The sequence below is a fragment of the Prevotella sp. P5-126 genome, assembly GCF_002251185.1.
In the GTDB taxonomy this organism is placed as follows: domain Bacteria; phylum Bacteroidota; class Bacteroidia; order Bacteroidales; family Bacteroidaceae; genus Prevotella.
In genome coordinates, this window is sequence record NZ_NPIZ01000106.1 from 1 (window position 1) to 26,683 (window position 26,683).

Below are 26,683 nucleotides of genomic sequence, written 5' to 3' on the forward strand. Positions count from 1 at the left end.
GCATCGTGGGGTAAGGGGATGGTGGCTACATATTGATGTTGTGCTGTTGCTTTTTACTGAAAGCTGCTACTAACGACTCATAAATCTACCCTTAATCGTGTATTGGATGATAGTTGCGGATTTTAGGTTAAACTCATTCTCTATCTAACTTTAATAGGCCGTTTGTGTCGGTCTGTCCTGTACTAATCCCTCTGTATCAATCAATTCGGGGGGGGGTAATTCGTGTTTCCATAATCTCAGTCTATGATTTGAATATATTCCGGCTTCACCTCAGCTGAAACCGCCAGTAGGTCGGGAATAATGACGACAAGCTGCCGACCTCTCTTTTTTGCCACTTTTATGAAGTAGCCCTCCACCTGGTCGAACGGTCCGCCATGTACCCTTACTCTTTTACCTTTTTCAATGTTGATTTTATCTTTTTCCTTGTTGATTTCGCTGATTTTGTAGAAGTGTACCTCTTCATCTGCCTGCTTGCACACCTTGATGAAGTTGGTCATGTCTTCATCAGGTACAGTCAGATAGACAAGTTCTCCGCCACTTTTCCATGTGACAAACTGTAGGTCGTAATAATAATTGTGTTTGAAATCAACAATCTTCTGATGACTTGCATGCACAAACACCAGACTATGGATGACGGGTACCATGAAAAAGACTTTCTTGCCCTTGACAGTGCGAAGGACTTTCTGCTTGGGTATGAAATACTCTAAGCCATACGTTTCATTAGAGAGCCGATCTTCGGCAGTATTCTCGTTCTTGTAGGCCCGCATGACATACCACAGTATCTTATCCTTGTCCAATACATTCACCATACTGTTTTGACATGTGTTTTTTGAGAAAAGAACGTACTCATGGTTCATCCCGATATGCGTATCGGTCTGTATATCAGCAACTTTCTATGTGTTTCAACTACAATAGTCATCTATTCTCATCTTTCTGAGTCCACCCCCTGCAAAGCCCCTCTTTACGACATAAAAATTCGGTCGGAAAAGGTATGCAAAAGATGTTTCTCTCTTTAAGAGAAATATCGTTTTGCTAAACAGTTGATATTGAGGTATCATTTTATCGTAAAAGACATATTTGCTCAACAATTGCTTGACGGAAATCAACAAATTTTAGCATTTTTGTAAAAAAGTCGCTATATAATTTGGTGAATTGGAGTTATTTTCATATTTTTGCATCCCGAAGAGTTTCTCTTAAAGAGAGAAACACCTTTTTGCTCAACAATCCCCGACTTTTTTATTATAGTTGCGGTATCACACCGCAATACAATAGTTATAAATATTGAAATAAAGGTGCAGTGAGACGCTGCACCTCCTAAAGAGAATTGATGATGAGATTGTTGGCGTTGTCAACGACAGAGGTGTCCAATGAGGAGAGGTATATCTGTGTGGTTTTCTCGGAGTCATGCCCCAATGCCTCGCTGATAGTAGATACGGGCACGTTCTTGCTCTTGGCTATGCTTGCCCAGGAGTGGCGGGCTACGTAGGGGGTCAGGGGGACGGACAGGCCTATCATTTCTCCGATTTTCTTCAACTGCTTGGTGATACGGCTATAGGCATTCTTGTACTGTCTCCAGAATATGGCTCCCTCTCCTTTTGCTATAGGGAGCAGGTAGGGAGAATCATCTGTTTTGTACTTCGCCACTATCTCCTGCATGGCAGGTTCCCATTTGATGTGCAACTGTTGTGAGGTCTTCTGACGGCGGTAAATGAGCGTACTGCCATGCAGATTGCTTGGTGTAAGTTGTGCCATATCGATGAACGACATCCCACGGGTATAGAAACTGAACAGGAACATATCCCTTGCAAGCTCCAAACGGGGGTTCAGACTCAAGTCCAGCTCTTTCAGTTGCTTGATGATTTCCAAGGGGAGTGCCCGCTTGACGGTCTTGTCGATGCCGGTATATACATGCTTGAACGGTGAGGAAGAGATGACCAGTCCGTCATCTACGGCATGATTGTAGATGGTGCGCAGGTTGCGGATGTAGAAAGAGGTGGTGTTGCGGCACAGTCCGCTGTCTTTCAGCCACTGTTCATAGCCTTGTATCGTTGTCCCATCGACTTCCTCCAATGGCACATCGCCTCCTTTCAGGTAACGCTGGAGGCTGTTGAGGGTGGTTTTGTACCTTGCTACCATCCGCTTCTTGCCGATGCGTCTCAGTTTTTCGTTCAACTCCAGCGTATAGCCGATAATGCCATGTAATTCTTTTCCCTCATGGAAGTTGTCAACGACGGTGTCTGCTGTATATGACTGCCCTTCCTTGTCCAACCGTGCAATGACCAACAGCAGTTTCTTCCTGTCAGCATCCAATGTATCTTTCAAGGAAAGAAGATAGGCTTGACGTTGTGGAGTGACGGAAGTTGGCAAAATGATGTTTGAATGGTCCGCATCCCACTCTGAGGAATAGATTCTGTACTCTGTATGGATCTGACGTGCCACACGATTGTGTATCACCTGATAATACAGGCGACCCTCTTTCTCTTGAACAGATGATGTTCTGAACTTTAATTTGATGGATGCCATAATGCTCTGACTTTAACATTGAAATTGCAATTATTACCTTTATATATAATATAAGTGACAGACAAACAGGTATAGGAGGGATGGTGCCTCACCGCTCGGCATACAACAGCTGATATTCCACCCACCTCCGTTTCCTAATGGATGCCACTGCTTTTCCCCTCCATTTGCAATAGCTCAGATAGAGTGGCAGGATGTCCCTGTCGCCACGTTCCAATCGGGTGAGCAGGGACGCTTTCGGGTATCGTCCATTGCCTAACAACTTGGCTGGTCCAATCTGGTACGAGAGGGTGGCAAGCAGATAAGCATCCCTGCCATAACGGGCATATAGGCGCAGGTGCCGGAGGAGGTCTGTCCGTAACAGCAAATCTGCACGCTGACGTGTCAGTGTTTTCGGGAAACGCTCTCCCTTCTGTAGCTGGTGACCATAGCCCACATAGCCCGGTGTGGTCTTTGGGTCGTGCCAACCCTCGAAGTGTTTGGTAATGGCTACCATCCGTTCAAACAGTGCCCTGTCAATGGTTTGGCTTTGACAGGGCACGCTACAGATGGCCAACATGCTCAATAGTACGATGATGTATCTTCTCATTACATTATTTTATATAGGAGGTGCGATGTCTCACCGCACTCTAATCAATATCACTACATCATAGTGCGGAACTGCTGAATCTCTTTAATCATGGCTTTCACGTCCTCCCCAACCTGAACGAAGTTCTTGTAGAGGATGCGCTCTCGCTCTTCTTTCGACTTGAACTTATAGAACTTAGGGAGAGGGACATACTCCGATTCCTCCTTCTTTATTTCCGTCATATCGAAGTCGGTCTTGCAGTAGAACTTGGATGTCTTGAACTCCTCGCTCTCCTGGATGTTCATGCTTCCGTTCATCCCGGTCTTGGTGACTACGAAGTCACGGGCGGTCTGTCCACATATCCAACCTGTGGGCATATCGGAGATTTTGCTTGCAGGCACCAGGCTGTCCATATTCTCATTGAGGTTGATGGAGGTCTTGTCACGGTCGATGGTCACGCCCTTTTTGAGTTGCACTACTTTACCGAAGATGTCACTCGACAGCCATTCGAGGGTTTCCTTGGCTCTTGCCGAACCGCTCACCACATTGCCCACGGTGGTGATGATTTTCTGCATACCCACCTTGCCATAATCGGCTTCCAACTGCGGAAGTTCCTGAAAGCCAAGTGCCACGCTCACCTTGTTGCTTCGGGCTGTGCCTATCAGTCGGTCTATCTTGTGGAAATACAAGGTCGGCAACTCATCGACGATGATGCTGACAGGAACGTTCTTGCCCTGTCCTGTATTCACCCTCGTTACAAGGCGGTTGAGAATCAAGGCATTCAGTGCACCGATGATGCTCTCCATCTCGGGGTCGTTGGCAATGAGCAGATAACTTGGATTCTTCGGGTCACTGACCTTCAGGTCGAAGTCATCGCCGTCCTTGTGGAATATCCAGTAAGATTCCTTGGTGGCGAGACGGGAGGTATAGACACGTAGCGTGCCAATCATACCTTCCAACTGCTCCATGGCTTTGTTGGCAAAGGCAGTCTGGAACGGGCCAAGCAAGGGGGCTACCTCGTTGTCGGTCTGAAGTACCTCGAAGATGGTCTGATAACTCTCATTGAGGAACGATAGGATATGTGGCATGTCGCTGTACTTGCCCAACCAATAAGCGGGCTGCACCTCCGCGCCCGAATGGTCGAACACCCGTCCTGTGGGTATCAGCCTTTTCGTCTTTGGGTCTTCACGCCGCTCGGCAATCAGCATCTTTCCGTCCTTGTCGTAGGGCTCCTTGCCGTAGTTGCAGAAGAAATAGATGCAGGCGGCAAGGAAGTTGACGGCAGAGGTCTGGAAGAACTGGTCGCTGCCACCGCCGCCTTCCTTCTTGCCTTTTTGCAGGGATTCAAGCAGGGTCTCGGCGGTCTCGCTCGCTGCGGCAAGGTTGTTGATGTACTTCAACTGGATGGGGTTCACACGGCGCGAATACTCCACATCCACAAAGTTGATGATGTTGAACTTCATGCCATGGGGCATCTTGCTGTCCTTGGCATTCTTGTTCTTCAAGTAATGATAGTAGAGTTTGGTGGCGAGAGTGGGAAACTTATAGTCGTACACCACCATGGCAAAGCCCTTCTCGCTGTGCTGCCTGATAAACGGCTCGATGATGGAGAAGGTCTTACCAGAACCAGGAGTACCCACAACCCATGTGCCACGGAACGGATTGACGATGTTCACCCATCCCTTGCGGAACTTGCCCTTGTAATAATAGCGCATAGGGATGTTCACGCTGTACTTGTTCTCCTGCAACTCCCTGCATTGCTCAAAGCTCTCATTCTCGAAGTTGAAGCGGTCTTTCAGCAGCCCTTCCTTCAGGAACTTAGAGATATTGTCGAGGGCGATATGCACCAATACGACACCGACGATGGAAGTGAGCATATAGAGCCAAGTGTTCAAACGGAGGGTATAGAAACAGGGCATTATCGAATGACCGAACAGCCATACGGACTGCACAATCAGCAGCACTCCCGACAGCAGCGGATAGAGCACCTGCCTGCGAGCGTCAAACTCCAGATGCTTCTTGTTGCGCGTTCCCACACAGGTGATACATATCAGCAGGAACGTAGCCACCTTGCTATACACGAGGTTGCCGTCATGGTAAATCATCCACCGCTTGATGCGAGTGTGGATATCCGTCACTACGCCGCCCAAGAAGTCCAACTGCTCCGGCTCCAGTGCGTAGGCGAAGAACTCCATCAGGATGGAGACATAAATCACCGCCCTGAATATCTTGTAAAAACCCTGTAACTCTTTGCTTTCTTCCATTTACTTTACGATGATGTTGGGTGATAATGAGAAAAGATGAAGGATGCCACGGTGGACACCCTCCAATCCTCTTATGAGTTTTATTCGTAGCCGTTGATGGTCTTCTCAGACTCTACTGTCCACGGAGAAATAGTTGCAGATATGACCTCCAAGGTGTTGCGTACAGGCTTCAATGAATAGCTGTAGGAATGACCCGCTTTCCACGTGTCGTTTGTGAGGAATACGAAGTTCTCCCCATTGCTGAGTTGCAATGTCATGTCTGGCATAACCTGTGCAGGAACATAAAGCGTATATTCCATGTGGTCACTTTGTGGGTCGCCGAAATAATAGGTCGTCACCGACTCGTCACTGCATTCTACCTTTCCGGTCTTGATGTTGAAAGTACCGCTGTCAAAATAACCGACGAACGTGAGTAGGCTTCCTGCAAAATCATTGGTGGTGAAACCGTATTCTGGTGAGGTATAGACCTTGATGATGACACGCACCATCTGATGGGTGAAGTTCAATGTAAGGCTCGGATTGGCGTATGATGCCGCTCCACTGGCAAACAGAAAATCATTGACCTTCTGCTCACTCTGTACAGCTGCCTCCGGCACTTGGAACTCTATGAGGTCGTTGGTAGGATTTGCCGTATAGGGATAGTAGGCATTGAAGGTGTGAGTGTCTGTGTCCGTGAAAAACACCTTGTTGGCTGACACAAACTGATTCGTGCCGCCGCTTCGGGTGAACTTCATATTGTTGATCATCCCTGTGGAAGAGATGCCAATCATATCATTGAGTTCCCACTGGTTGTCAACGGCTCGTGTGGAAACGGCAGGTTGCAGCATCTCCAGATTGGTGAATACCTGAAGCTGCTTGGTTGATGTGCTGTCGGTCACGACCACAGAACCTCCGCCACCGGGCAGGTAAATCTCATTGACGATGTCTTGGTCACAGGACGTGAGGAGCATGGCTCCAAGTCCCAACATTAGAAACAAATTCTTTTTCATGCTTTTTCTTTTTTAATTGTTGTACTTTGATGATGATACGGGTGATACTCGATGTCTGTATATGGGCTAATCCATAATCGTGATGATGGGTCTCGCCTTATGCGGCTGCCACTTGGGAGTCTCCTGTATGGCACCGCTTCCCAGTGAGTAAAGCCATGCCTTGGCGGTCGCTTGTCCTTCTACCTCCGTTGAAGTCCAATACCAACAGTCATCATCCTCATCGGGGATAGGTGTGCCGCCGCATTTCAGGATGTATGGGTTGATGATGTCCTTGGCATGATAGAGCAGACGCATCTGTGCCACACTGGGGATATAGGCACTTTGCCCGTAACGCCACATGTCGAAGACACGCTCAGCCAAAGGCGACTTCACATCGGTCGTGCCATAAAGGGCAAAAGTGTTCTTGTTGCCGTCGTAGGCGGTGAGGTCACAGGATGTGTCCTGTTCCACACCGATACTGTCAGCAAAGGCTTCGGGAGCGATGTCCCACAGATAGACGGCATATCCGTTTCCCTCCATTTCTTCCCTCTGATTGACGTTGAACACCACTGCAATGGCTTGCTTGCACGATTGCTCGTAGGTTTCGTAGGGCATCACCTTGCCGTCAGTGGTCAAGATATGGGTGACCTTCATGGCTGTGTCGGGAAAGTCCTGATGCTCGTCACAGGCAGTCAGCAACACCGTTGCCGCAACTGCCAAGATTGAAAACAGTTTCTTCATACGCATAGTCATTTTACAGGAAGTTTCACACCCAGGACAATACCCGTTCTGAACAGGTCTTCACCCTTGATCATCACATCGGTCTTCACCTGCCAGAAGAGCTTCCAGCCGTGTCTGAGTGTATAGTTTTGCTCATAGCCGAGGTGGATGCCACCCAAGAACCTGTCAGTATCGCTACCTGCCGATGCTCCTATGCGCATGTTGCCATGGTGGTTGCGTCCTCTTGCCACACAGGGCTTATAGGCAAAGCCGAAACCATAACTGCGGTAGTTGTTCCAAAAACTCTCAGGACAGACATGACCGCACGATGCGCACTCGTTCCACTTGATATATCCGTTTGCAAAATACTCCCACGCATTGTGGTACTTCGTCTCATACTCGTAGGACAGCGTCACGTCCAGTCCTCGCTCATACAGGCATCCGAACCCCAAGGATATGCGGTCGCTATTCTGCTGCGCCATTGCCGGAGTCATGCTTGCCATAAAACAGATGACAACGAGTAAGGTATGCACAAGCCAATTCCTCACTCCTAATTCCTCATTCCTAATTCTCATTATTCCTCCTCCAACAGTATATGGTTAAACGAATCGGCAGACAGCACATCCTCATAGTCGATGCTGAGCGAGATGGTGCGTCCACTTATCTGTTTTTCCGACAGCTCGATGGTCAGCACCTTGTCGTTGGGGAAGGTCATCTTCTTCACCACAATCACGTTGCGATAGCCATACTTGAAGGTCTTCGCATCGTCCAACACAAGAGATGGGGTCAGTTCCACTATCTGCGCATTGGTAGCCTTGCTCTGCTTCTTGTCCGATAGTTTGATGCGCATCTCGTCGATGTCGAAGCGGATGTTGGTCTTGTTCTCCACGGAGAAGTCGATGAAGAAATATTCGCCCACGCTGTAGATGTTGTTCAGGCGCATTACCATGCGGTGCATCTTCGTCGCCACGTTGCGGTATTTGGCAGACGATGACCATATCTGACGTGCATACTTGGTCATGTCGGCAGTGGACAGGCTTACAGCGGGATTGTTGTAGGCATTGCGCTCCGAGCATTCTATTTCCTTATCGGTTACTGCCTCCTGCATCCTCGTGGTATAGAGCAGTGCATACTGCGTGCGGTAGCGTTCCGTCACGATTGTCACTATCGCCAACACCTCACCGTCGGCATACACGTTGTCCTTCGGCTTCAGGCGGATGGTGTTGTTGATGGGTTGGTCGCCCACCACCTTGTCTGTGGATATATCGACAAAGCGGATGGGTTCGGAGGCGGTGATGACGGTGGTCACTTGGTCGTTGACCGTCAGCTGCTCCATCTCCATGTAGGTGGTCTGCGCCTTGGCTGAAAGCACGCTCAGCGAAAGCAATGCACAGACATTCATTTTCTGAAAACAATTCATATTAGTTGATTTTTTGATGTTTATACTCTATGAGCCACCGTTCCCGACAATTCCGTTGTCGGGCAGTGTCTATTTCCTTTTCTCTTTCCCATTTACAAGGTAAACAAACGTCCCATACTTCAGCTTCACTTTGTTCTTCTTGATAGCCTTGCTGATGGCATTGCTTGTCTTCTGGTAGGCATTGGTCACGGCTTGCATTCCCCATTGCGAGAAACTGTTGTTCGCTCCACTCTGGTCGATGTTCATGTTGCTCTGCATAGCACCGCTCGCCACATCTTTCGTGGTCTCACGGAACTGGCTGCCGGGGACATACAGTCCCTCCAGTCCGTCCGTGTCATAAAGCGAAAGCGAAACCTTTATCAGCTCGTCATCCACAAGGATGGAGTTGATGCTACCCTTCACTCGCTGCGAACCGAAACCGCTCATGGTGGCATAGAGGTACGACCCTTTCTTCACCACGGTCTCACCAATCTCAATATCGTCCAACAGTCTCAGCCGCACCCTCGACCCGTCCGTAGCCTTCACGTCCTCGTCAATGATGGCCTTGATGAGCTTTGGCTCATGCTCGTTCTGCGTCAGGGTGTTGAAATAGTCCGAAGTCACCTTCACCTTCTTCACCACCTCCTGTGCCTTGTCCTCCTCGTCCAGTGCCTTCACCGCCTTGCTGTCCTCGGCAATCTGACCTTTCACCTCAATCTGCTCCTTGGGAGGCCCAGCCTGTGTGGTATCCTGGGCCACGGGGGCAACTGCCGCCTGTCCTCTCAGCCTCGCTTCGGCGAGTGCCTTGTTGAGTGCTTCGAGTGCTTCCGCTTCTCGCGCCTTGGCATCGGCCACTTCGGCTGCATCGTCCTTCTCTTCTGCCTGACGGACGAGTTCCGCAAGGTCTTCTTCTGTGTACTTGGATTCATACGCTTCTTTCTCTTCTTCGTTGTCACGCTCAATGTTATCAACAGCCGAATAGTCTGCTATGCGACCATACGACTTCGCCATGTTCTCATACTTGCCACCGATGCCGTCACCATTCTTAATCTGCGCTCCGGGCAGGTTGGGGTTCAGAAACTCGGTGGTCTGCAGGTTCTTGTCCTGCGTTTCCGCCACCTCCGTATTGAACATGTCAAAGACAAAATAGCCTGTGGCAATCAACGGGATGTACACGATGGCTGGCAGCATGTACTTCGGCTGACGGAAGTTTATCTTATCTGTTATTCTCATCGCTGTCTGATTTTGATGTTACTGACTTGTCTCGATTCTCCTCGTTGGTTCGATGCGTCACGGGAGGAGTGATGCAATGGGCTGCATTCATCATCTGCTTCATGCGCCCTTCCTGCCGCTCGATGGCACTTGCAGCCTCCGTCCGATGACCGTAATACCGCACCATCCTGTAGATGTTGATGCCGAAGCACGTGGCGACAAAGCCGAAGACGATGACGAGAAACAGCGTCTTGTGGGCATTGGCAAAGCCTTGCACCTTAGCCGCCGCACGGTCTATCCTCGCGGTCTTGGCAAACTTGCGCCCTGCCGCCACCTCCTTCTCATACCGCTTCTTGTACTTGGGGTCGTTCTTGTCGGGCATATCCTCGCCCACAAGCATCCGTCTGATTCCTTTTACACTCATACCGCTAGGATATTAGAAGTTTGACTTCGACTTCTGCTCAATATCCTTGTTGAGCAAGGTTCTCCAGTTCGTGATGAGCAGTCCATGAGGATTGTTCTCCGTCCTCGGCACGCGCTTCACCTGTCCCGCCGTCACCAATTCACGCATCAGAATATTGCTCCTTCGCTCTATCCTTTGCCTACCGTAGTAGGTGAACTCCATCTTCTCCTTGTTGAACTTGATGCTGTCGCAAAAGATGCTGAACACGGCACTCGTACCCATGATATTGTTGTAAAAGCCCTTTTCCTTCAGCGTATTGTACTGCGCCAAACCAGTTTCATCGACCAAATACATCGCCTTCTCCATCGAATAGCGGATGTACTTGTCATCGGGAGCAAGCGTAAAGAAGTAATGGTGGAACATCTCGATATGGCTCTTTGCCTCCACATCCAGCGTTTCCTCCATCGTGGTGCGGTTCACCAGTATGGGCACGTTGCCGTCCAATACATACACCTTTTGCTGCGCGTCCGTCACCATGCAGCGCGCCGTCCAGATGCTCGACACCGAGATGATGATGCAGCCCATGAGGAACGCAGAGCAGATGATGCCCACCAGCTTGATTTTGTTTTCTAAGTTCTTGATTACCATACGTTACTGCTTGTTTGAGGTCTGATTTCTCTTCATTCTCACATATTCACGGTGCAGGATGGTGTATATGTCCTTCTCAACTTCTTCCACCAGTTTGGCGTAATACTTGATGCAAGCCTCTACGTAGATGCCTTCGTATTTCAGTTGGATCCACACCCACCAGATGTCACGTTCACGTCTCCGTCGATTTCTGTAGATTTTGGCACGATGCAAGCGATAACTCAGGTAATCTACCATAGGCACTACATACTCGTCGTTATCCTCAAAGCCTTCTGCCATCTCCTCATACTGTGGGTCGATGTAGTTGTTTTCGGAATTGAAAAACTCTTCCTTTGCACGCTTGTTGGCAAACGCCATGAATTTCTCATCTTTGAGCCAACGCTCAATTTCATTTTTTGCTTTCATTTTTCTTGATGGTTACTTTTATTTGTTTCAATAGGAGGTGCGGTGACTCACCGCACACTCACATGTTATCTCATCACGGTCGCCATGGTTCCCGTAGCCGTCATCTTGGCTTGTTGTGCCACGCCCTCGCCGAAGTTTCGGGTTGAGAAGGCGGTGTCGCCCTCTGGTATCATCCATGCCGCAAGGTCGGGCACGAGGTTCAGGCATTTCAACGCCACGATGCTCGCTGCCATCAGATAGCCTGCCGAGAAGAACGAGTTTTGCAGATAGGCTGCCATCGTCTGCTCACTGGCGGTGATGGCCGTCAGGTTCTCTACCTGTATGCAGAGCACAATATCAAACAGCAACAGGACGTAGAAACCGACGAAGTATAGGGAATGATAACGGAAAACAAAACGAAAGATATATAACAAAAGTAACCAAAAACCACTGAATTAAAACACTTTAGCGAATTATTCGATAATTATTAAACTTTGCTAAGTTCCGCTATTTTACGACACTTTTTGTTGCAGTTTTGTTACGCGATTCAAATTTTATTCGTATCTTTGCACCCGAAAACGAGAGCATTTTGTAACCGTCTAAACAAAACCAAGAAAGTAGAATGGCAAGACCAAAAAAATCATTGAAGGTAAAAGAGCCCATCCGCATTCGGGAACGCAAATTAGCGGATGGCAACATCAGCCTGTACCTTGACATCTATGTGAAGGGTACTCGCAAGTATGAATCACTTGGGCTGTATCTCATTCCTGAGAGTCTGCCCAATGCCAAAGCTGCCAATGCAAGAACCAGGAGTATTGCCGAGAAGATAAAGTCTGACCGCATTATCGCCCTGCAAGACCGTGGCATCAAGCAGTGGGAAAAGATAAAGCGGTCAAATATGTCGCTCGTAGAGTGGCTTATACAGTACGAGCAAGACAGTATGGGCTTCAAACCTTCAACCCTGAAAGGTCGCCAAGACATGCGGAAGAAGGTAGAAGCGTATCTGGAGCAAGAAGGTCTGTCCTATATCGGCATGAACGAGATAGATCAGGACTTCTGCCGTGGTTTCCTCCGTTTTCTTGAAACGGCAAAAAACAGCGTAGCCAAGAAACAGAAAGACCGCACAATCAGCAAGGGATGCGCCCACCACCATCAGGCGGTGCTAAACGGAGCCTTGAATAAGGCTGTCCGTGAAGGCATATTACAGCAGAACCCCATGAAGATGCTCGACAAGAGAGAAAAATTCCAGCCGTCACCAGAGGAACGTGAGTTTCTGACCATCGAGGAACTACGCAACTTGATGGACGTGCCATGTTCCAATGAACAGGTGAAGAAAGCGTTTATCTTCTCCTGCTTCGCTGGCTTACGTCTTAGCGACGTACGTACACTGACTTGGAACAAGATACACAAGATGCCAGACGGAAAAACGCTCTACGTTCATGTCTTTATGCAGAAGACCCAGAAGCCCTTGAATGTTCCGTTGTCAGGTGAAGCTCTCAAAGTTCTTGAAGAGAAGGAGAATCCCGACGAACCCATCTTCAAACTGCCTACAAGTGTTGCCACCATCAACTACCACATAAAGAAGTGGGTGAAGAACGGCCATATCGACAAGACTATCTCGTTCCATTGCAGCCGCCACACTTTCGCCACAATGATGCTCACCCTTGGAGCAGACCTCTATACAACAAGTAAGCTGCTTGGTCATGCCAACGTGACCACAACCCAGATATATAGTAAAATCATAGACAAGAAGAAGGTGGAAACTGTCAACCTCGTTGACAACCTTTTCGCCTCTGACGTTGAAGAACCCGTAAACCAAGAAGGAAATGAAGATTGAACTGCGTAACCGAAAGCTGCCAAGTGGCAACAAGTCTTTGTACCTGGAATTCTACGTGAAGGGTGGAAAGCGAACATACGAGTCACTTAACCTCTTCCTCATTCCAGAGAAGGATGACAATGACCGAAGAGTAAACGAAAACACTCTGAGCCATGCCTTGAAGATTAAAGCGGAGCGTATTCTTGGTATAGAGAAGGAGCCAGAGACAACTGATGATGTCACACCACCCTCACGTATCTTCTCTGAATGGATGGACGAATACGAGGTGTATATAAGGGACGTGAAGAAGCTGTCCTCTTCCTACTGTAAGAACGTCCATTCAACGGTGAACATCATCAAAAGCTATCTCCGGCACATACATCGTCCGAGGATGCTTCTTGCCAAGGTAGATAAGTCATTCTACAAGAATCTGCTTACCTACCTGAAGGATGTCTATAAGAACACCAAGTCGCCTGATGAGCCAATGGCGTTGTCTGAGAAGACTTTGTTGTTGACCCAGACCAACCTCAATACAATGCTGAACCATGCAGTAAGAGAAGGGTTGTTGAAGAAGAATCCTTTCTATGAACTGGAGGGAAAGGAAAAGTTCAAGAAAACACCCAGCTTCAGGGAGTATCTGACTATTGAAGAGCTGAAGGCCCTGGCAGATGTTCCAACTGGCAGTCCCATCACAAAACAAACTTTCCTGTTTTGCTGCTTTACAGGATTACGCCACAGCGACATGACCGCATTACGCTGGAGGGACATTCAAAAGACTGATGCAGGAGAAGTCATTTACGTTCCTTCCATGCAAAAGACGAAACGCCCAGTCATCGTGCCTTTGGGTATTCAGGCAAGAAAATGGTTGCCGGAGAAGAACGAAGCATTGCAGGACGACAAGGTGTTTGCCGATGCTCCAACCCTCGGTTGCGCAAACAGGGCATTGAAGCACATGGCAAAACGTGCCAACATTGACAAGACAATCTCTTTCCATTGCAGCCGCCACACCTTCGCCACAATGACATTGACTGCTGGAGGCGACATCTACACGACAAGTAAGATGTTAGGGCATACAAATATCCACACAACGGAGATTTATGCCGACGTGGTGATGGAAAAGAAAGTAGATGCCGTAAACCTGATGGCAGGTATCTTTGGATAGCCTGTGTGTTCAAAAAATGTTTGTGTTCAAATAAATCTGTAGACTTATCTGAATACAGGCGTTTTTGGTGTTCAACAATATCTTTGATTAAAATGGGTTACAAGACAGCAGTAATATACGCTCGTGTTTCCAGTACTGGGGAACGACAAAGCACAGAACGACAGGTCAAGGACTTATCGGACTATGGTATGTATAGGCAGATGGATGTCCGAAAAGTATTTGAGGAGCATATCTCTGGCGCGAAGAAGAATGAAGAGCGTCCTGTGTTATGCGAAGCCATCGCCTATTGCAAGGAGCACCGCATTTCCACCCTTCTTGTCAGTGAGCTGTCAAGGATGGGTCGTAATGCGTTTGAGGTGCTTGCCTCTGTCAAGGAACTGCTTGACTGTGGCATCAACCTCTATATCCAAAAGGAACAATTCAACTTGATTGGTGATGACGGTAAGCCATCTTTGTTTGCTCCAGTCATGTTGGCAACGCTCTCGACCTGTGCGCAACTGGAACGTGACAACATCACCTTCCGTTTGCAGTCAGGGCGAAAGCAGTACATAGCTAAGGGTGGCAAGCTGGGACGCAAGCCAGGCTCTGTAAAATCTGACGACCAAAAGAGAGAAGAATATAAGGAAGCCATTTCTCTTTTGAAGAAGGGATACGCCATTAGGGATGTAGCAAAACTGACGGGAAAGGGCATCAGCACCATACAGCGAGTTAAGAAGAAGTTTTGCTGATAACATTTCCCAATCGTACCAAGGTTTATGTGTCGCCAGACATATAATCTTTGACACGATTTGGATTCAAAAAGGTAGGGAAAAGTAAGCTAAAAGTGGCGTTTAGATACCAAAATGACATAAAAACGCCTTCTTCACCTTATTTAATAAAGGGAAAGCCCGTTTTTCGGATTATTTTTTGTATCTTTGCGCCCATGCAATGTGCGCATGACAAACAATCATGTTCGCATTTCGACAAATGACCCAGACAGCCAATAGGCAAACGATATATGGAATCCCCCTCGCAGTGTATGCAAAGGTTTGGTCGCCTGTCGAGACACTGCTTGGGGGTTCTGCTTTAGATAGATGGAGTTAATTAACAACATCAACAAGACACTACGGGATGACATCGTAGCGCAAATGAAAGCCGGAAGCCGACTATCCATAGCGGCATCCTGCTTCTCCATCTATGCCTTTCAGGAGTTGAAGGAGGCTCTGAAGGACATTAAGGAACTCCGTTTCATTTTCACCTCGCCGACGTTTACAACAGAGAAGACTCCAAAGCAACAGCGTGAGTTCTACATTCCACGGTTAGACCGTGAGCGTACACTTTATGGCTCTGAGTTTGAAGTGAAGCTTCGCAACGAACTGACCCAAAAGGCTATTGCACGTGAATGCGCTGAATGGATAAGGGAAAAGGCTTGTTTCAAGTCAAACAAGACCAACGAGCAGATGATGGGTTTCATCAACCTTGATGACATCAGCTATTCACCCATCAATGGCTTTACGACGGTTGACCTCGGTTGTGAGAAAGGCAACGCTGCCTATACGATGATTCAGAAGGCCGAAGCTCCTTTCTCAAAAGCATATATAGACCTTTTCAATCAGATATGGAATGACAGTGGCCGCCTACAGGTGGTTACTGAAGAGGTCATAGACAGCATCAGCAATGCTTATAAGGAGAATGCCCCAGAGTTTCTTTACTTCGTGGCACTCTACAACATATTCAATGAGTTTTTGGAAGACATCAGCGAAGATGAACTGCCAAAAGAGGCTACAGGGTTCAAGAATTCTGCCATCTGGGAAAAGCTCTACAACTTTCAGCGTGACGCAGCCCTGGCAGTTATCAACAAATTGGAGAAGTATAATGGCTGTATTCTTGCAGATAGCGTAGGTTTAGGAAAGACCTTCACCGCCCTGTCGGTCATCAAGTATTTTGAGAGCCGTAACCGAACAGTCTTAGTGCTCTGTCCTAAAAAACTCTTTGAGAATTGGAATACCTATCGGCAGAACTACGTCAACAATCCGTTGGCAAAAGACCGACTGAATTACGATATACTCTACCACACCGACCTCTCGCGTGAACATGGCCGCAGTAACGACCTCGATTTAGAGCGAGTAAATTGGGGCAACTACGACCTTGTGGTTATCGACGAGAGTCACAACTTCCGTAATGGCGGTAAGGTCAGTACGGATGAGAACGGCGAGAATCCCCGTGAAAATCGCTATCTCCGTCTGATGAACAAGGTCATCCGCTCTGGAGTGAAGACTAAAGTGCTGATGCTCTCAGCCACACCTGTCAACAATCGTTTCAATGACCTAAAGAACCAGCTCCAACTGGCATACGAGGGGGAATCGGAAGCCTTTGACAAGTTACTGCCTACCAACCGAGGTATTGATGACATCTTCCGTCAGGCACAAGGCTCTTATAACATCTGGGCAGACCTTCCACCAGAAGAGCGTACCACAGAAAGACTTCTGAGGATGCTCGACTTCGATTTCTTCCGTCTGCTTGATGCTGTCACCATCGCCCGAAGCCGAAAACACATTCAGCAGTATTATGACACCGCAGATATTGGCACGTTCCCTGAACGGATGAAGCCCATATCCAGGAATCCACATCTGACCGACCTTGATACGGCCATCAACTATAATGAGATATTTGAGCAACTGCAAATGTTGCATCTGGCTATCTATGCGCCATCCGCCTTTATTCTTCCGAGCCAGCTCTGGAAGTACAAGGAAGAGGAAAGCACCACAGGCCACCGTCTGAGCATCGAAGAGCGTGAACAGGGTATTCAGCGATTGATGAATATGCAGCTGTTGAAGCGTCTGGAGTCATCGGTCAACTCTTTCCGCTTGACCTTGACTCGCATTCGTGACTACATGCAGGAGACGCTTGATGCCATCGCCAGTTTCCAGAATGGCGAGAGACGTGTGTCGGTTGATGACTATGAAAGCGTTGATGGTGATGAAGATGAGCAGGATTTCACTATCGGTAAGAAGAAGAACCGCATCCTCTTGGAGGATATGGACTATATATCCTGGCAGAAGGAAATCAAAGATGACCTTGACATCATCCGTCTGCTCCTTCTCATGCTCCAGAGCATCACGCCTGAGCATGATAGTAAGCTGCAACAACTTATAACTGACTTGAAGGATAAGTTTGCCCATCCCATCAACGGGAATAACAAGAAAGTACTTGTCTTTACGGCATTCTCTGATACCGCTGAATATCTGTATAACTGTCTGGCAGACCCAATCAAGAAAGAGTATGGGTTAAACGTGGCTCTGGTGACAGGCGATGTGGAAGCACGAAGCACGCTCAAACTGAAGGAGAAGCTTGACTTCAACAAAGTGCTGACTCTCTTCTCGCCCATATCGAAGGAACGTGAAGCCGTCTATCCACATCTGAAAGACGAGATAGATGTGCTGATAGCTACCGACTGTATCAGCGAAGGACAGAACTTGCAGGATTGTGACTATCTGCTGAACTACGACATTCACTGGAATCCTGTGCGTATTATTCAGCGTTTCGGACGGATCGACCGTATCGGATCGAAGAATGCACAGATTCAGTTGGTCAACTACTGGCCTGACATGACGCTGGATGAATACATCAACCTGAAGGGACGTGTAGAGAGCCGAATGAAGGTGACGGTGATGACGGCAACGGGCGACGACAACCTTCTTTCGCCAGAAGAGAAAGACGATTTGGAGTACCGCAAACAGCAGTTGGAGAGACTGAAAGAAGATGTTGTTGATTTGGAGGAAATGAATACAGGTGTCAGCATCATGGACTTGGGACTGAATGAGTTCCGACTGGACTTGCTGGAGTACATCAACAGCAACCATGATGTGGAGCATACCCCCTTCGGCCTCCATGCCGTTGTACATGCCACAGACCATGCACCAGCCGGAACAGTCTTTGTTTTGAAAAACCGCACGGCGGGCGTGAACATCGACCACAAGAACCAGCTGCATCCGTTCTATATGGTCTACATCAAGGACGATGGCGAAGTGTTTGTTGACCATCTGCACCCGAAAGACTTGCTCGACAAGATGCGTCTGCTCTGCAAGCCCATGACCAAGCCGGATGTCAAGCTATGTAGCGCCTTCAACAAAGAGACCCGTGACGGCCTGCGCATGGGTAAATACTCCGAACTGCTTGGAAGGGCGATAGAGTCTATTGTAACGAAGAAGGAAGAGTCTGACATTGACAGCTTCCTTGATGGCTATGTGGGCGAACTCTTTGAGGAGCGCATCACAGGGCTTGATGATTTTGAACTGATTTGTTTCCTTGTAATAAGATAAACTCATTATGAAAGAATTAACATTAACTTCTGAAGACAAAAAGAACGTAAATTTACCAATTAATCCGCGTGATAAGGTCAAAATAATCCGTGAAAGAGAAACTGACGGTCTATTGGGTGCAATACTACCTGTTCTTAGTGTTGAGCCAGGTTTTGTACATGTAATAGCATTAGGTCATGAAGTCATTTTCCGTCGTGAAGATGTAATATTGTCTCGTTAAAACGGAAAAAGTTTTCATTTACGATGTACAACCTTCCGCCACAATGTTCCATAAACAAGCCCCTCTACAAGAAGGCTGTCTTTGAGAAGTTCAATCTCAAAGCGGCTGAGCGTGAACGTTTCGATGCGGACATCAGTCGTATGGCATTGGTAGCAAGGGTATCATCGGCAACAGTTCCAGCCTTAACAAAAGGGAAAGAAATAGAAGGCTTTTATGTGCTGCAGGTGACATTGAAGCGAAAGGACTATGACACGAAAAATATCCTCATGCTTCAAAAGCTGATACCGCAGAAGATGGTTTTTGACATGCAATATGAAGAGCAGACACAGTTCTGCATCTTCCATACCCGGCTACAGCAATCGTCATGGATGACGACAAACGAAGCCGCTATCCCCCTGCAAGGCTTGTCGCTTGATGATGTCTGGAATAACATCGTTGCAACCATCGGTGGCTTGGATGCCCAGGCAGAACAAAGTATTGAGGAGCAGATTATCCACCGTGAGCAACGAGAGAAGTTGCTTCGACAGTTAGAATCATTGGAAAAACAGTGTCGTACAGAGAAGCAGACACGTAAGAAGTACGAACTGCATCAACAGATAATAAAGTTAAAGGAGGAACTAAAATGAGCATGCTAATATGTTGTGTAAATTGGGAGGCAGTTAGCGCAATATCTAATATTGTCATGGCTGCTATTGCTTTCATGTCCCTGGGGGTTAGCTTCTACTTGTTGCATAAAGAGCGTAAACAAAGAATAGAAGATAATAGAGCACGAATAGATTTTTCCATAATCAAGCACATGCATGGGTATTATCTATGTGTTGAAAATGTAGGTAAAGAAACCGCATACGATATTAAGGTATATGTTAGTGGTTTACCAATAGAGAACAACCTATATGATTTCGTCAAAAAGGTTTTTGTCGATTTAAAAGATAGTAGTTTTGTCTTAAAAGGAGGAGCTAAAAGATATTTCTATATAAGCCCATCAATCATGGAATATAACATTAAACTTCCTTGGAAAGAAAAACGGACTAAAGATGAGATAAACAATTGGCTCAAAGAATACGATAGCAAAGCTATAACTATCAATGGTAAATACAACAACAAATATCCCATCAAAGAAAAATTCACTATCAGAGATTTCAATATCTTAGGAACATTCCAAATTCCAAGTCCTATTGAGTCAATAGCTGGTGTTGTCTCTGACATGGATTCATATACTCTTAATGAAATCAAAGACAGTTTGAATAATATAGCAGATAAAATAGAAAACAAATAATATGGACAAATTAAACATGCAGACCACGAATATCGTGGACGAAAATATAAAGAAGATTGGGGAGCTGTTTCCTAATTGCCTCACGGAACGGCTGAACGATGAGGGAAAGCCGGAAGTGGCGATTGACTTTGACCAACTCAGGCAGGAACTGTCGAAAGACATTGTGGAGGGTGCAGAGGAACGCTATCAGTTTACATGGCCTGACAAGCGTAATGCTATCCGTCTGGCGAATGCTCCTACCACTGACACCTTGCGCCCTTGCCGTGAGGAGAGTGTGGACTTCGACAACACACAGAACCTCTACATTGAGGGTGACAATCTTCAAGTGCTGAAACTCCTTCGCGAGAACTATCTGGGCAAGGTGAAGATGATTTATATCGACCCGCCATATAACACTGGCAACGATTTCGTGTATAATGATGACTTCTCACAGTCGACTGGTGAGTATATGCACAATAGCGGTCAGGAGGATGAAGAGGGTAATCGCCTTGTTACCAACTCTGAAAGTAACGGGCGTTTTCATACCGACTGGCTCAACATGATATACCCACGTCTGAAGGTGGCTAAGGATTTGTTGAGCGAGGATGGGGTGATATTTATTAGTATCGATGATTGCGAGCAGAGAAATATGAGAATTCTTTGTGATGAGATATTCGGTGAAAGTAATTTTGTGACACAGATTGTATGGCAAAAAATACATAGTATCAAAAATGACGCAAGATTCTTTTCGGAAAACCATGAATACGCATTGATATATGCAAGAAATAAAGAAAAATATAAAGTAGAGTTGTTGCCAAGAACGGCAGAAATGAATGAACGCTATAAGAATCCAGACAATGATCCAAGAGGTCCTTGGCAATCTGGTGACCTTGTAGCGAGTGGTGAACGTTCCAACGGACATTTCATAATTATAAGTCCAAAATCTGGGAAGACTTTTGATGTACCACAGGGAAAGCATTGGGTATATTCAGAATCAAACCTCAAGAAGTTGGTTGAGGATAATCAGATTTGGTTTGGTGAGGATGGAAATTCTTTTCCACGCAAAAAAAGGTTTCTCTCTGACGTTCAGGATGGAAGAACAGCTTCTACAATTTGGTTAAGTGAAGAAGTAGGACATAATCAAACCGCAACAAGGGAAGTAAAGCATTTGTTTGATGATAACAAGTATTTTGATTTTCCTAAGCCTGTTTCTTACATTAAGCAAATGCTAATGGTGTCAACAAAGAATGAGGATATAGTTCTTGATTTTTTCTCAGGCTCTGCAACTACCGCTCATGCCGTGATGCAACTCAATGCAGAAGACGATGGCAAGCGAAAGTTCATCATGGTGCAACTGCCTGAAGCAACAGACGAGAAGAGTGAAGCAAATAAGGCTGGCTACAAGAATATCTGCGAAATCGGCAAGGAACGCATCCGTCGTGCAGGGAAGAAAATAAAAGAGGAAAGCCCTCTAACTACACAAGACCTTGATACAGGTTTCCGTGTGCTGAAACTTGACTCATCGAACATGCAGGACGTTTATTACACTCCAGCTGAGTTCAACGAACAAAAACTGTTTGACGACAACATCAAGCCTGACCGACTTGGAAATGATGGCGAAGACCTTCTTTTCCAGACGATGATAGAACTGGGTATTGAACTGTCAGCCAAGATAGAAAAGCGTAGCATTGCTGGAAAGGCAGTCTGGAGTGTCAGCGATGGTTATCTGATGGCTTGCTTCGATGAAGAAGTCAATGAAACGACCATCACAGAGATAGCCCGTCAACACCCTTACTATTTTGTGATGCGTGACAGCAGCCTCGCAAACGACCAAGTTGCCGACAATTTTGAACAGATATGGGAAGAGTATAGCAAAGAAACGGTTCGTAGAATTCTCTAATTGTCCTGCAAATGAAATTTAAGTTCAAGATACAACAATACCAGACGGATGCTGTGGAGCAGACGGTGAACGTATTTGCCGGACAACCATCGAAATCCAATGCACAGTACCGTCGTGACCTTGGTAAACGTAAGGGACAGATTACGTTTGAAGAGGAATATGTGGGATGGCGCAACAACGATGTGGAGTTGCAAGGCCATCAACTCCTTGCGAATATCCAGCAGCAACAAGCCATCGGCAATATACCAAAGTCAACGAAACTCAGTCTGCCAGACGGACTGGGGGCTTGCTCGCTCGACATCGAGATGGAAACAGGTACGGGTAAGACCTACGTCTATATCAAGACGATGTTTGAGTTGAACAAACGCTATGGCTGGAGCAAATTCATCGTTGTGGTGCCGAGTATCGCCATCCGTGAAGGTGTGTATAAGAGTTTCACGATGCTGGAAGACCATTTCATGGAGCAATATGGCAAGAAAGCCCGCTACTTCATCTACAACAGCGGCAACCTGACGCAGATTGACTCGTTCAGCAGTGATGCCTCTATCAATGTGATGATTATCAACGTGCAGGCATTTAACACTTCCTTCAAAGAAGGAGCTGCCAACAAGGAAAGCCGTATCATTTATTCCAAGCGTGACGATTTCCAGAGCCGCCGTCCTATTGATGTGATTGCCGCCAACCGTCCCATTATCATCATGGACGAGCCGCAGAAGATGGAGGGCGCAGCCACCCAACGTGCGCTGAAGAACTTCAAGCCGCTGTTTGTGCTGAACTACTCAGCCACACACAAGACATCGCATAACTGCGTATATGCACTGGATGCCTTCGATGCTTACCGCCAGAGGTTGGTGAAGAAGATCCAGGTGAAGGGCATCACCCTGCAAAACCTATTAGGCAACCAGAGTTATATCTACTTTGACAGCATTGTTCTATCAAAGAACAAAGCACCAGAGGTACGACTGGAGATAGAGGTGAAAGGTGCAAGCAGCACCCGTAGGCAGATATGCAAGTTCGGACAGAATGATTCACTATATGACACATCTGGGCTTCCAGCTTATAAGGATTTTGTTATTACCGACATCAATCCGCTGACGAACACTGTCTATTTCATGAATGGTGACGTGTTGCGCAAAGGTGAAGTGATGGGTGATGTATCGGAACAGCAGATACAGCGTATTCAGATTAGAGAAACCATCCGTTCACACTTCGAGAAAGAAGCTACTCTATTCAAGCAGGGTATCAAGACACTTTCGCTCTTCTTTATCGACGAAGTAGCCAATTATAAGGGCTATGATGAACAGGGCGAAGTCGTAAAGGGCTTCCTTTGGAAAGTGTTTGAAGAGGAATACACCCGTTTCCTCAATGAGAACCTTTCACTCTTTGAAGATGACTACCAGCGTTACCTGAAACGCTTCGAAGCAGACCAGGTACACAACGGATATTTCTCCATCGACAAGAAGGGACATGCCATCGATAGTGTAGTGAAGCGAGGTGAAGACTTCTCTTCAGATATATCAGCTTACGATTTGATTCTTAAAAACAAGGAGCGTTTGTTGAGTTTCGACGAACCGACACGATTCATCTTCTCGCACTCTGCACTGCGTGAAGGATGGGACAACCCGAATGTATTCCAGATATGCACCCTGCGCCATGCCAGCAGTGCAACAGCCAAGCGTCAGGAGGTAGGTCGTGGACTGCGTATCTGCGTTGACCAGCAAGGCGTTCGCATGGATACAGAGCGTCTGGGTGAAGCCGTGCATGACATCAATGCTCTTACGGTCATTGCCAACGAAAGCTACAGCGCGTTTGTAGATGCTCTCCAGAAAGAAACCCGTGAAGCCTTGCGTGAACGTCCGACACAGGCAACAGTCGCTTATTTCGAGGGACGCAAGTTCATGGTGGGAGAAGAAGTGCATACCATTTCCACGATGGAGGCAACAGCCATTGTCAACTATCTCTATGAGAATGACTATGTGGATGACAAGGGAAATATCCAGCAGTCATATCACGAAGACCTGCGCACAGACAGCCTTGCTCCGATGGGCAAGAAATTGGCTCCTATCAGTGAACAGGTACATAAGTTGGTACAGGGTATCTTTGACCCGACAGCTCTTGCAGATATGATAGAAGATGCCAACGAGTCGGCAGAAGCCGTGAATGATCATCTGAATGACAATGCCAGCAAGGAAGAGTTCAAACGGTTGTGGGAGGAAATCAATCACCGCTATGTCTATACGGTGCATTATGACAGTGAGGAACTGATACAAAAAGCCGTAGCATCCATCAACAAGAATCTGCGTGTCACTGAACTAAAATATGTGGTGACGACAGGTGAACAGGGAACGGATGACCTTGATTTTACAGGCGACCAGCATACACGCACACAAGCTATGAAGGAGGTGTCAACAAGTGATGTGCCTTACGACCTTGTTGGCGAGATAGCTAAAGGAGCAACGCTCACAAGACGTACTGTTGTACGGATTTTGAAAGGAATCAGCTTGGGTCAACTATATAAGTTCAAGAACAACCCAGAAGAGTTTATCCGCAACGTGGTACGTCTGATTAAAGACCAGAAGGCGACGATGATTGTAGAGCATATTGCCTATAACCGCACGGAGCAGCAGTATGATGCCAGCATCTTCACCAAGGAGAAGAACCGCCAGCCACTTGAAAAGGCTTATGAGGCAAAGAAGCATATCCTGGACTATGTGTTTACGGACAGCAAGGGAGAGCGAAAGTTTGCCGAAGACCTTGACAAGGCAGATGAGGTCTGTGTCTATGCACGTCTGCCACGTACGTTCCAGATACCTACGCCAGTGGGCAAGTATGCCCCTGACTGGGCTATTGCTTTCAACGACAACATGGGTGTAAAGCACATCTTCTTTGTAGCAGAGACCAAAGGCAGTATGCTGTCTATGAACTTGAAGGGCGCAGAAATGGCAAAGATAGAATGTGCCAAGAAACTCTTCAACAATGTATCGACCAGCAAAGTACGTTACCATGAGATAACGGACTATGATACAATGTTGAATGTCATCAACAGCTTAGAATGATTTAATCGTTTTCTGTTTATTATGCCAATAAAGAAATACATCAACACAGCAGAGGTTGCTATGCTAACAGGATTACAGCAGGACGACATTAGGAATCTTGCAAAGACAAATGTATTGCCTTCTCACAGAAATCGTAGAGGGCATTACCGCTTTAACGTTGATGCTGTGGAGAAGTATTTTGGCATAGTTATAGACAATATAGAGCAAGAAGCCGAACCTTCTGCATTGAAGGCAAATCCATCCAAGGAATCCCAAAATGTTGATAAAGTTAAATATTTAAGCGGACACATTGCCAGAAAGTATCTGAAATGTAGCAAGGCCGAATTTGAAAGTCTTATAGAGCAAGGGATTATCAAGGCACATCGCGATGAGTATAACCGATGGAAGGTGTCAAAGGAAAGCGTCATAGACTATTCAAAAAGTTCTCTTCCGTCCAATGATACACGACTCATTATAAATGAGAATCACTATCAAGAGGTCATAGAAAGGATTTGTGAAGCTAAATCTTCTGTCAAGATTATGACCGCTAACTTCAAGCGTTTCCGTCTGAAACCAACAGGGAGTCAAGGTGAAAACTACAATGATGGTACTCCGTTTATAAAATACCTGATGGCGAAGGCTATTCAGGGCGTTTCCGTTCAAGTTATCTGTTCAATGCCTTCATCATCGTTCAGAGACGAATGGAAAGAGTTTTATCAGCAGATGAATCCAGAACTGTTCGAGTATATGTTTTGCGAGAGGAATCATGCAAAAGTCGTGATTGTCGATGACCAAATGGCTTATGTCGGCTCGGCTAACATTACCCCTGCAGGTATAGGACAAGGAGTTTTTACCCCTGGCAACTTTGAAGTTGGTATTCTGACGAAGAATCCCAAAATTGTCTCATCGGTTACTACGCTTTTCTATACAATATGGAACAAAGCTCATTGCGACAAATGTCACAGAGCAGATATGTGTAATGCAAAAAACTTATAAGCATAATGATAACGTCAGAAAGCTCTAACAGAGAGTTTCATCGTTTCTTTGATGAACATAGAGATGAACTTAGTAAACGTCTGCTTGGTCTTCTTTTAAACAAACATAGACGCACTATCCTTTCGTTACTTAAAAAGGGTGCTGAAATTCCTCCGATATGGGGCATGTTGAAGTTGCCGGAAGCAACACTTTACATGCTCCCTATAGGAATAAAACCAGCAAAGGTTAACTTTCAAGTTACTTCTCTCTCTTGCTTCATGGTTATGAAAGATTTAAGAGAGCAAACACCTGTTTTTATAACCGATTCTAAGCCACATGTGATAATGTATAGTGCTCATGCTGTCCGAAGATATAAAGAACGGATGGGGTTAGATGCTGAAACAGAATTCGTTGATGTCTGCAAGCATATGTTTCTAAATGGTTGCATCAATCCTCGGGTATTTGGCGACATGAGTAAGATTTACGGAACCAATATTAATCGTAGGGAATTAAGTATCATATCCACGAATGGAGCATACATGGGGTTTGCAGATGGAAAAACAGAAGTATTTCATGCTGATACATTTTTAAGTTCTGATGACCTTAAGAAAGATCAATTGTTTCTTGACGCGAGTAAATCAGAAGACTTGAAACTTTGGAAATCTGTTAGAGAAGCTTTTGTAAAAGGAGAAATAACCTCAGAAGAACTCCAGCGTCAATTAGTATGTTATCCTTCTAATATTGCAGTTTCGGACGGGAAGATAATAAAACTCTCTTCTGAAGAGGCCAGGCTACGTGATGAAGAAAACAGGAAAGCAATATCAGACCCAGATTATTTAGAAAAGGCAAAGGAAGAAAACAGGCAAAGATACAACAATAAAGTTAGTCGAAAAGGATACAAATAAATCACAGGAATCACCAAATTTATAAAAT

General features: G+C 46.4%; 23 protein-coding genes and 1 pseudogene. 11 read left to right on the top strand and 13 right to left on the bottom strand.

The features are described 5' to 3' along the window. Positions 1-236: 236 nt before the first annotated feature. The 13 genes and pseudogenes from CIK90_RS11920 to CIK90_RS11980 all read right to left on the bottom strand — a co-directional run. Positions 237-809, bottom strand: a complete 573-nt coding sequence (locus CIK90_RS11920) for a UpxY family transcription antiterminator (protein WP_008021340.1) — start codon at positions 807-809, stop codon at positions 237-239. Positions 810-1,314: 505 nt separating this feature from the next. Beyond that, on the bottom strand, positions 1,315-2,523 hold the full coding sequence (locus tag CIK90_RS11925; RefSeq protein WP_094465617.1) for a putative resistance-associated DNA invertase: 1,209 nt from the start codon (positions 2,521-2,523) through the stop codon (positions 1,315-1,317). Between the two features lie 88 nt (positions 2,524-2,611). Continuing rightward, the gene (locus CIK90_RS11930) at positions 2,612-3,109 is read right to left on the bottom strand and encodes a hypothetical protein (RefSeq protein WP_005816141.1); all 498 of its coding nucleotides are present in this window, start codon (positions 3,107-3,109) and stop codon (positions 2,612-2,614) included. Positions 3,110-3,162: 53 nt separating this feature from the next. Continuing rightward, positions 3,163-5,352, bottom strand: coding sequence for a type IV secretory system conjugative DNA transfer family protein (locus CIK90_RS11935; RefSeq protein ID WP_005816140.1), 2,190 nt, complete (start codon positions 5,350-5,352; stop codon positions 3,163-3,165). A gap of 80 nt (positions 5,353-5,432) precedes the next feature. Beyond that, on the bottom strand, positions 5,433-6,341 hold the full coding sequence (locus CIK90_RS11940) for a fimbrillin family protein (RefSeq protein ID WP_005816138.1): 909 nt from the start codon (positions 6,339-6,341) through the stop codon (positions 5,433-5,435). Between the two features lie 66 nt (positions 6,342-6,407). Further along, positions 6,408-7,061, bottom strand: a complete 654-nt coding sequence (locus tag CIK90_RS11945; protein ID WP_005816136.1) for a hypothetical protein — start codon at positions 7,059-7,061, stop codon at positions 6,408-6,410. 8 nt (positions 7,062-7,069) lie between these two features. Next, positions 7,070-7,615, bottom strand: a complete 546-nt coding sequence (locus CIK90_RS11950) for a hypothetical protein (protein WP_005816135.1) — start codon at positions 7,613-7,615, stop codon at positions 7,070-7,072. After that, positions 7,615-8,460, bottom strand: coding sequence for a conjugative transposon protein TraN (gene traN / locus CIK90_RS11955; RefSeq protein ID WP_005816133.1), 846 nt, complete (start codon positions 8,458-8,460; stop codon positions 7,615-7,617). Before traN ends, CIK90_RS11950 begins: the two co-directional genes overlap by 1 nt. 69 nt (positions 8,461-8,529) lie before the next feature. Continuing rightward, entirely contained in the window at positions 8,530-9,672 is a 1,143-nt protein-coding gene (gene traM, locus CIK90_RS11960; protein ID WP_005816128.1) for a conjugative transposon protein TraM, read from the bottom strand. Further along, positions 9,656-10,075 (bottom strand): hypothetical protein, encoded by a 420-nt coding sequence (locus CIK90_RS11965; protein WP_005816127.1) that lies wholly within the window; start codon positions 10,073-10,075, stop codon positions 9,656-9,658. Before CIK90_RS11965 ends, traM begins: the two co-directional genes overlap by 17 nt. A 12-nt stretch (positions 10,076-10,087) precedes the next feature. Continuing rightward, the gene (traK, locus tag CIK90_RS11970; protein WP_005816126.1) at positions 10,088-10,702 is read right to left on the bottom strand and encodes a conjugative transposon protein TraK; all 615 of its coding nucleotides are present in this window, start codon (positions 10,700-10,702) and stop codon (positions 10,088-10,090) included. Positions 10,703-10,705: 3 nt separating this feature from the next. Continuing rightward, positions 10,706-11,107, bottom strand: a complete 402-nt coding sequence (locus CIK90_RS11975; RefSeq protein ID WP_005816123.1) for a hypothetical protein — start codon at positions 11,105-11,107, stop codon at positions 10,706-10,708. Between the two features lie 65 nt (positions 11,108-11,172). Beyond that, positions 11,173-11,484 (bottom strand): annotated as a pseudogene (locus tag CIK90_RS11980) (hypothetical protein); the annotation flags it as partial. A gap of 224 nt (positions 11,485-11,708) precedes the next feature. Between CIK90_RS11980 and CIK90_RS11985 the strand changes: the two are divergent. From CIK90_RS11985 to CIK90_RS12035, 11 genes are all read left to right on the top strand, one after another. Next, positions 11,709-12,923, top strand: a complete 1,215-nt coding sequence (locus CIK90_RS11985; protein WP_094465621.1) for a site-specific integrase — start codon at positions 11,709-11,711, stop codon at positions 12,921-12,923. After that, complete coding sequence (locus CIK90_RS11990; RefSeq protein ID WP_094465623.1) at positions 12,913-14,064, top strand: site-specific integrase; 1,152 nt, start codon at positions 12,913-12,915, stop codon at positions 14,062-14,064. The genes CIK90_RS11985 and CIK90_RS11990 overlap by 11 nt, the downstream gene beginning before the upstream one ends. A gap of 92 nt (positions 14,065-14,156) precedes the next feature. Further along, on the top strand, positions 14,157-14,792 hold the full coding sequence (locus CIK90_RS11995) for a recombinase family protein (protein WP_094465625.1): 636 nt from the start codon (positions 14,157-14,159) through the stop codon (positions 14,790-14,792). A 345-nt stretch (positions 14,793-15,137) separates the two neighbouring features. Then, positions 15,138-18,365 carry a helicase-related protein gene (locus CIK90_RS12000; RefSeq protein WP_094465627.1) on the top strand — a complete coding sequence of 1,076 codons (3,228 nt, stop codon included), beginning with the start codon at positions 15,138-15,140 and terminating at the stop codon, positions 18,363-18,365. A gap of 7 nt (positions 18,366-18,372) precedes the next feature. Then, the gene (locus CIK90_RS12005) at positions 18,373-18,585 is read left to right on the top strand and encodes a hypothetical protein (protein ID WP_094465629.1); all 213 of its coding nucleotides are present in this window, start codon (positions 18,373-18,375) and stop codon (positions 18,583-18,585) included. Between the two features lie 23 nt (positions 18,586-18,608). Continuing rightward, positions 18,609-19,211, top strand: coding sequence for a DUF4391 domain-containing protein (locus CIK90_RS12010; protein WP_094465631.1), 603 nt, complete (start codon positions 18,609-18,611; stop codon positions 19,209-19,211). Beyond that, positions 19,208-19,861, top strand: coding sequence for a hypothetical protein (locus CIK90_RS12015; RefSeq protein WP_094465633.1), 654 nt, complete (start codon positions 19,208-19,210; stop codon positions 19,859-19,861). The genes CIK90_RS12010 and CIK90_RS12015 overlap by 4 nt, the downstream gene beginning before the upstream one ends. A 1-nt stretch (position 19,862) precedes the next feature. Further along, the gene (locus CIK90_RS12020) at positions 19,863-21,740 is read left to right on the top strand and encodes a site-specific DNA-methyltransferase (RefSeq protein ID WP_173849350.1); all 1,878 of its coding nucleotides are present in this window, start codon (positions 19,863-19,865) and stop codon (positions 21,738-21,740) included. An 11-nt stretch (positions 21,741-21,751) separates the two neighbouring features. Next, a complete protein-coding gene (locus CIK90_RS12025) occupies positions 21,752-24,796 on the top strand; it encodes a type III restriction-modification system endonuclease (RefSeq protein ID WP_094465635.1) in 3,045 nt (1,014 codons plus the stop codon). A 21-nt stretch (positions 24,797-24,817) separates the two neighbouring features. Next, a complete protein-coding gene (locus CIK90_RS12030; RefSeq protein ID WP_094465637.1) occupies positions 24,818-25,771 on the top strand; it encodes a phospholipase D-like domain-containing protein in 954 nt (317 codons plus the stop codon). Between the two features lie 5 nt (positions 25,772-25,776). Further along, positions 25,777-26,655 (top strand): hypothetical protein, encoded by an 879-nt coding sequence (locus tag CIK90_RS12035; RefSeq protein WP_094465638.1) that lies wholly within the window; start codon positions 25,777-25,779, stop codon positions 26,653-26,655. Positions 26,656-26,683: the final 28 nt, after the last annotated feature.